Origin of the sequence: Flavobacterium sp. (genome assembly GCF_046317795.1) — a bacterium.
GTDB lineage: Bacteria > Bacteroidota > Bacteroidia > Flavobacteriales > Flavobacteriaceae > Flavobacterium.
Genome location: NZ_JBKCVI010000112.1, coordinates 1 through 8,172, shown reverse-complemented (window position 1 = coordinate 8,172; position 8,172 = coordinate 1). Strand labels below are relative to the sequence as shown.

The 8,172-nt window shown below is 34.6% G+C and carries 5 protein-coding genes and 1 tRNA gene; 2 read left to right on the top strand and 4 right to left on the bottom strand.

Annotated features, from left to right (window positions below; translation table 11 throughout):
- The 3 genes from ACK5ON_RS06670 to ACK5ON_RS06660 all read right to left on the bottom strand — a co-directional run.
- On the bottom strand, positions 1–126 hold a 126-nt coding region (locus ACK5ON_RS06670), incomplete at its 3' end, for an ORF6N domain-containing protein (protein ID WP_409821020.1).
- A 7-nt stretch (positions 127–133) separates the two neighbouring features.
- Positions 134–2,302, bottom strand: a complete 2,169-nt coding sequence (locus tag ACK5ON_RS06665) for a S9 family peptidase (protein WP_409821018.1) — start codon at positions 2,300–2,302, stop codon at positions 134–136.
- A 184-nt stretch (positions 2,303–2,486) separates the two neighbouring features.
- The gene (locus ACK5ON_RS06660) at positions 2,487–3,587 is read right to left on the bottom strand and encodes a DUF4407 domain-containing protein (protein ID WP_409821016.1); all 1,101 of its coding nucleotides are present in this window, start codon (positions 3,585–3,587) and stop codon (positions 2,487–2,489) included.
- 140 nt (positions 3,588–3,727) lie between these two features.
- Here ACK5ON_RS06660 and ACK5ON_RS06655 point away from each other — a divergent pair, with 140 nt between their 5' ends.
- Entirely contained in the window at positions 3,728–6,118 is a 2,391-nt protein-coding gene (locus ACK5ON_RS06655; protein WP_409821014.1) for a T9SS type A sorting domain-containing protein, read from the top strand.
- Positions 6,119–6,392: 274 nt separating this feature from the next.
- Here the strand turns inward: ACK5ON_RS06655 and ACK5ON_RS06650 are convergent, their stop codons facing one another.
- On the bottom strand, positions 6,393–7,781 hold the full coding sequence (locus tag ACK5ON_RS06650) for a dipeptidase (RefSeq protein WP_409821011.1): 1,389 nt from the start codon (positions 7,779–7,781) through the stop codon (positions 6,393–6,395).
- 183 nt (positions 7,782–7,964) lie between these two features.
- Here ACK5ON_RS06650 and ACK5ON_RS06645 point away from each other — a divergent pair.
- Positions 7,965–8,046, top strand: a tRNA-Leu gene (locus ACK5ON_RS06645).
- Positions 8,047–8,172: the final 126 nt, after the last annotated feature.

Below are 8,172 nucleotides of genomic sequence, written 5' to 3'. Positions count from 1 at the left end.
ATTTCTTTTAATCGCTTGATTCAAAACACGCGTTTCAACTACATAAAGTTCTGCTAAATCAAAATCAAGCATTACTTTAATGCCATTTACTTCATAAATTTTATCTTGAATAGTTACTAAATGCATAAATGATTTACAATTTCTCTTTGATAAAAGTAGTCATTTTGTTGTACAATTGAATTCTGGTTTTTCCACCATAAATGCCGTGGTTTTTATCGGGATAAATAGCCCAATCAAATTGTTTGTTGGCTTGCACTAGTGCTTCTATCATTTGCATACTATTTTGTACATGTACATTATCATCGGCTGTGCCATGAATAAGTAGAAAATTTCCTTTCAATTTACTCACATAGTTTATAGGCGAGTTGTCATCATAACCACTTGCATTTTCTTGAGGAGTCTGTAAATAACGCTCTGTATAAATACTATCATAAAAACGCCAATTGGTTACTGGAGCAACAGCAATTGCCATTTTGAAAACATCAGCACCTTTGAACAAACAGTTGCTCGACATAAATCCGCCATAAGACCAGCCAAATATACCAATTCTTGTTTTATCAACATAGGAATAGTTTCCTATCACTCTCGCAGCATCAATTTGGTCTTCAACTTCCAATTTCCCTAATTGGTTTTGAGTACATTTTTTAAAAGCTGCGCCTTTAAATCCAGTTCCTCTTCCATCAACACAAGCAATAATATACCCTTGTTGTGCCAGCATCATAAACCAATAATCATTAGCCGTATTCCATTTGTTATCTACTTGTTGGCTTCCAGGTCCGGAATATTGATACATAAAAACGGGATATTTCTTGTTGGCATCAAAATCGGTTGGTTTGATCATCCACGCATTGAGTTTATTGCCTTTTTCGGTGGTGAGTTCAAAAAATTCTTTGGTTGGTAGATTGTATTTTTTTACTTTTTCAGCTAGGGTTTTGTTATCAATAATGGATTGGATTTGCTTCCCATCATTGGTACTGTTTAAAGTATTGATTGTTGGTTGACTTGAACTGGAAAAAGAATTGATAAAAAATTGAAAATTTGGACTAAAAGTAGCGCTGTTTGTTCCTACTTGCTGTGATAGTTTTAGTTTGTTTTTACCATCCAATCCTATTTTATAAACGTCTCTAATGGTTGAACCGTTTTCTACCGATTGATAGTAAATCGTTTTATTTTTTTCGTCAAAACCATAAAAAGCCGTCACTTCCCAATTGCCTTTGGTGATTTGATTTTTCAGTTTTCCTGTTTTGTCATATAAATAGATGTGATTGAAGCCATCTTTTTCTGATGTCCAGATAAAACTGTTGTCTTTTAGAAAAGTCAAATTATCCGTCACATCAATATATGCTTTGTCTTTTTCGTTCAAAACCACTTTTGAAATTGCCGTTGTTCCATCAATAAAAAGCAGGTCTAAATTATCCTGATGACGGTTTAAAATTTGAGCAGAAAGCACATTAGCATCATTAGTCCATTTTATTCGAGCGATATAAAAATCATTGTAATTATTTAAATCAATAGCTTTTGAACTATTGGAAGCTATATCATATAGTAGTAGAGAAACTTTAGCGTTTTTTTCACCCGCTTTTGGATACTTGAATGTTTCTACCGTTGGGTACAATTCTTTCTTGAAAATATTCATAGAAAACTCTGGCACTTCGGTTTCATCAAAACGAATAAAGGCAAGCTTTTTACTATCGGCGCTCCAATCGTAAGCTCGCACAAAAGCTAACTCTTCTTCATAAACCCAATCTGTAATACCATTAATGATGCTGTTCTTTTTACCGTCAAAAGTGACTTGAGTAGTTTTTTGGGAAGCAATATCGTAGATGAAAAGATTGTTCTCTTTGGCATACCCTATTTTCAATCCATCTGGTGAAAATGTTGGTTGTTGGACTTGTTCAAGTATTTTGGTCAACTTTTTTGTATCTAGGTTATACAGAAAAAAATTGGCATTGAAGGAATAACGGAAGATTTGATTGGAATTATTTGCCAACAGTACTTGTTTCTCATCTTTGCTAAAAACAAAACTATCAATTCCATCTACAAGTTCTGGAAAGCTTTTTGTGTCAATTATTGTGTTTACTTTTTTTAACGTAGCAAAATCATACAAATCAATTTGTGAACTTCGTGTAGCTCGATCGAAATTGAGCACTGTATATTGATTAGTATTTTTCATGGCGAATAATTCATCCATGGTTTCAGGTCTAAAAGCACCTGAATAAATTTCTTCTACTGAGAGTTTTTGTTGCGCTACTATTGAAAAGCTGACAGATAGAAATAGAACGATTGCAAGTTTTGATTTCATTGAAAATTTTGATTTTAAAAACTGTCAATTTTAGTGAAAAATTTATAAATAACCGCATATTTTTTATGATAAATGCAGTTTCGAAAGTATTTTGACATACTAAGAAAAAGAAACTCAATACTTTATAATATTGGGTTTTCTTTATGCTCATTGTGCCTTCTTTGTGTGCTTTGTGGTTAAAAAATCACATTGATTTTCGCTGCTTTTCTACAAAACCATCGGCCTGAAGTTTAAGTAATTCGGTGGCGCCTTTTTTCTTATAGTTGTATAACTCCTTATCATCTCTGATGTCAGCATAGACTTTATCATAAATTTCGGCATCGGTTTTCTTCTGCAATTCGCTTTGATACCGGTTTTGAGAAATCACATTTTTGATGCCCATTTCTAAATCTTCTTGCTTGAAATCATATTCTCCTTTTGGCGATAATAATTTGGCAATGATGGGTGAAGTTTCAATCGCTAAAAATAGCAACATTATAAATAAAGAAGGAAGCGATGGCAATTTCCCTAACGCATTGATTCGCGCCATTAATCCATCAAAACCGTCAATAATAGGTTGGGTTTCGTTCACTTTTTTATCCAAATCGGTTTGCAACGTTTTGGCTCTTGCTTCTTTTTCGGCTATGATTTTGGTATTGCTTATTTTCAACGAATCCAGTTGTTTGGCAGCCAAATCATGCGCTACTCTTTTCTCTTTATAAATCGGACCTTTCCCCATTTTCTTAGTGCCAGCCGAACCTTCCGCTTCGGTGATGTAAGATTGGTATAAATCGGCGACCTCTTTTTCTTTTTTAGCAATGCCCGATTTCAAACTGTCCATTTCCGCTTTGTTTTTATCGACATCCGTTTTGAAATAATTGGCAACCTGATTTTTATTGGCAATCGCCATTTCGTTTTTCTCCTTTAGTAAAACCGTATTGATTTCTTTTTCAAAGATTTTAATCTCCAATGGTTTTGAAATTACAATTGCAATGATAACCGCCAATACAATTCGCGGTGACGCCTGAATCAATTCGTCTAGAAAACTGTCTCGTTTCTTTATGGTTGAAACGATAAATCGGTCCAAGTTGAAAATTAAAAAACCCCAAACTATTCCAAATGCAATAGCTATATAGGGATTGTCAAAAACGGTGTAAAGCGCATAACTACTGGCAATAAATGCCATAACTGCTGTAAAGAAAACGGTGGCACCAATGCCTGCGTATTTGTTTTGTTCGCCGTTGGAACAAGAGTTCACGATGTCACTATCGGCACCAGAACACAGGAGGAAAAAACGTTTTAACATGATGATTGATTTTAATTGATTGATGATTATACAAATATAACGCCAAAAGTTTCGGTTTATTGTAAGGTGTTCAAAATTAGTCTACTATAATTATTCTTTTGTTTTTAATTTACTTACATTTGTATTGTAAAATTTCCTTTATGAAACAATTATATTTTCTTATGCTGCTCGTTTTCACATTATTTGCCAACGGACAGATAATCAATTTTCCGGATGCTAATTTTAAAGCTAAATTGTTCCATCCAAACGTTGCTCGCGACAATTTCTATCAACCAATAACAATTGATGCCAATAATGATGGAGAAATTGAAATGAGTGAAGTTGCAGATGTTGTTTTCTTAGATGTGCCCAATTCAAATATCTCTGATTTGACAGGAATTAATTACTTTGTCAACTTAAGATTTCTTCACTGTAGTAACAACTCACTGGTCAATTTAACAATTTCTAACACCATCATTTTAATGGAATTGACTGCAAACAATAACGAATTGACTACAGTAAATGTAAATTTCGGAAATTCCAATATGGAGTATGATCCCATTTTAGACCTAAGTAATAATAACCTTTCAATGTTTTCTGTTAGTAATGCCCTTTTTTATGAAGTGAATTTAAGTAACAACCAACTTACAAGTTTGTCAGTTAATAATTGCTCGGTTTATGGCGGGTTTTACGTAAACAATAATAATTTAGCCTCTATTCAGTTTAGCGGCGGCTGCTCAATTGGAGGTTATGTTAATTTTAGAAATAATCAGTTTACATTACTCGATTTATCGGGTGCCGGCATCGATCCTACAAGTATTGTTTATTTAGGCAATAATATCGAGGATAGGATTAATAATGTGGGTGGAAATATTGTCTATTCTTCAAATAACACCTTTTTTGATTTAGGTAATTACAGGAATGTTACTGGCTGTGAACCTGAACAGACGGGACATGTTACTATTTCGAATAGCCCTAATTTGAAGAATGTCATTTTAAAAAACGGATTCAATCATATCACAATCACTTGTGATGAAGGCGGCGATGTTTTTCAAAATCAAGCCTTGTCTTTAAGTATCAGTAATTGCCCTAATTTATCTTTTATTTGTGTCGATGAAGGAGAACGACCAAATATCCAGGCAAAAATTACCCAATTAGGATTGCAAAATCAGGTACAAGTTAATTCTTATTGTAGCTTTACGCCAGGCGGTACATTTTATACAGTAAATGGGTCAACACAATTTGACTCTAACGGCAATGGTTGTGATGCTGGCGATTTTGCCATACCCAACCAACAATTCACTATAAGTAACGGAACGGAAACAGGCACCATCATTTCTGATGCTTCAGGAAATTATGTATTGAATGTTGGTCAAGGGACACATACCATTACACCGATTATTCAAAACCCTACAGGATTTATAGTTTCGCCATCTAATTCAGTGGTTAATTTCCCATCACAAAATAGCCCAATAACACAAAATTTTTGTATAGCAGCGGGAACACCATTGCATGATTTTGAAATCACTTTAATTCCACTTAACCCAGCAGTTCCTGGATTTGATTCAAATTATAAAATAGTATATAAGAATACCGGAAACACTATTGATAGCGGAACGATAATCCTGAATTTTCCCGATGCTGTTTTGGATTTTGTTTCAGCTTCAATATTGCCAATAACCAATTCAGGCGGAACTTTGAATTGGTCGTTTGACAATTTAATGCCTTTTGAAATCAGAACCATAAACCTCACATTTAATCTGAACCAACCAATGGAAACACCACCGTTGAATGGTGGCGATGTGCTGCATTTTACAACATCAATTGCAGAAAGCGGAGTGGTTCAACCTTTTCCAAACAACCATTTATTGAATCAAATGTTGGTGAATTCCTTTGACCCGAATGATAAAATCTGTTTGGAAGGCGAAACATTAGGCACTGATTTTATTGGGGGTTATGTTTCCTATAAAATCCGATTTGAAAATACAGGAACATTTCCGGCACAAAATATTGTGGTAAAAGATATTATTGATATGAGTAAATTTGACATAACAACCTTAACAGCTGTCATCGGAAGTCATAATTTTTATACGAGAATCGCAGGAAATAAAGTGGAGTTCATTTTTGAAAATATAAATTTACCTTTTGATGATGCCAGCAATGATGGTTATGTTGTTTTCAAAATAAAACTATTACCATCTGTGACACAGGGAATAAATTTTTCAAATCAAGCGAATATTTATTTTGATTATAATTTTCCAATCATCACTAATACTACTAATTCTGTAATTGAAAATCTAGGTGTTACTTCTTTTGATTTTGAAAATCAATTCACTATTTTTCCTGTGCCTACAACAAATGTATTACAATTAATATCAAAAGATAATTTAGAAATATCTGACATTGAATTATATAATAGCATGGGGCAAATTATTCAAAAGGCGATAGGTAATCAACAAAGTATTGATGTTTCTAATTTGTCTAAGGGGAGTTATTATTTGAAAATTAAAACAGAAAATTTGACTTTTGTTAAACAATTTTTAAAAGATTAGTCAATAAAAAAAGTCTAAAACTGAAAGGTTTTTATATTATTTGAGATAATTATTTTCTTGCGTTAGGGATTGAAGAGGAAATCCTGACATTGCGAAATCAATTGTGGCTAGATGGATTGCTTCGTTCCTCGCAATGACAGATTGAAACGGAAAGCCCGACCTCGTTGCTAATCATAACTTCTTTAAAGCAATATATTTGTGCAACGAGGGAACGCCCAAAAAAATCCGTTCACTCAATTAAGAATAAACGGATTTTGAGACTTTGCGAGAATTTCTATTTACTCAACTCCACAAAATACTTATAAAACAACGGAATGGTTTCAATTCCTTTTAAGTAATTAAAAATTCCGAAATGTTCATTAGGTGAATGAATGGCATCGCTGTCTAACCCAAATCCCATTAATATCGTTTTTGATTTCAATTCTTTTTCGAACAACGCCACGATAGGAATACTTCCCCCAGAACGAACCGGAATAGCGGGAACTCCAAAAGTTTCGGTATATGCTTTATTTGCTGCTTTGTATCCAATACTATCAATTGGCGTTACATAACCTTGTCCGCCGTGATGAGGTGTCACTTTTACTTTCACTGATTTTGGCCCGATGCTTTCAAAATGTTTGGTGAACAATTCTGTGATTTCATTCCAATCTTGATTTGGGACTAATCGCATCGAAATTTTTGCATACGCTTTGCTGGCAATGACGGTTTTGGCACCTTCGCCAGTATAACCGCCCCAAATTCCGTTTACGTCTAGAGTTGGACGAATAGCGTTTCTTTCATTGGTTACATAACCCGTTTCACCATAAACATCATCGATATCTAAGGCCTTTTTATAATTGTCTAAAGAAAAAGGTGCTTTGGCCATTTCGGCTCTTTCGGTAGCGGTTAACTCTTCTACTTTATCATAAAATCCGGGAATGGTAATGTGATTGTTTTCGTCATGAAGTGAAGCAATCATCTTCGTCAATACATTGATTGGATTGGCAACTGCACCGCCATATAATCCGGAGTGTAAATCGCGATTGGGTCCAGTAACTTCCACTTCAACATAGCTTAAACCACGCAAACCAGTGGTAATGCTTGGTTGTTGGTTGGATATCATTCCCGTATCGGAAATCAAAATCACATCACAGCTTAATTTTTCTTGATTATTTTCTACAAACCAGCTCAAACTTTTGGAACCTACTTCTTCTTCCCCTTCAATCATGAATTTAACGTTGCATGGTAAACAATTGTTAGCAATCATATACTCAAAAGCTTTCACGTGCATATACATTTGCCCTTTGTCATCGCAAGCACCACGTGCAAAAATGGCGCCTTCAGGATGAATTTCGGTAACTTTAATAACGGGTTCAAATGGTGGCGAAGTCCACAGTTCTAGTGGATCTGGCGGTTGCACATCGTAATGACCGTAAACCAAAACAGTAGGCAGATTTTTGTCAATGATATGTTCTCCGTAAACAATAGGATAACCCGGTGTTTCGCATATTTCTACAACGCTACAGCCTGCTTTTTCTAAACTAGATTTTACGGCATCGGCGGTGTTAATTACATCTTGAGCATAAACGCTATCCGCACTTACGGAAGGAATTTTTAATAATTCGATTAATTCATTGATAAAACGTTCCTTATTTTGTTGAACGTAGTTTTTTATGTTGTCCATGATTGATTGTTAATTAATACCGTCAAATATACGAATTGAAATTCCAATATTTAAAATTCCAAATTCCAAATTAAGATAGCTAAAGATGTTTTTTTGGAATTTGGGATTTGTCCTTTGGAATTTCAAAATAATAACTATATTTGCACTCACATTTGCTGACGCAAGTTCGCTTGCGCTCGTGTTGCGGGTATGGTGAAATTGGTAGACATGCCAGACTTAGGATCTGGTGCCGCAAGGCGTGTAGGTTCGAGTCCTAGTACCCGCACAAAAGTTTCAACATAAGTTGGAACTTTTTTTTTGTGTAGTTTCTCCCGAAGCTTCGGGACTATTACCCGCTCAAAAGTTTCAACATAAGTTGGAACTTTTTTTTTGTGTAGGTTCTCCCGAAGCT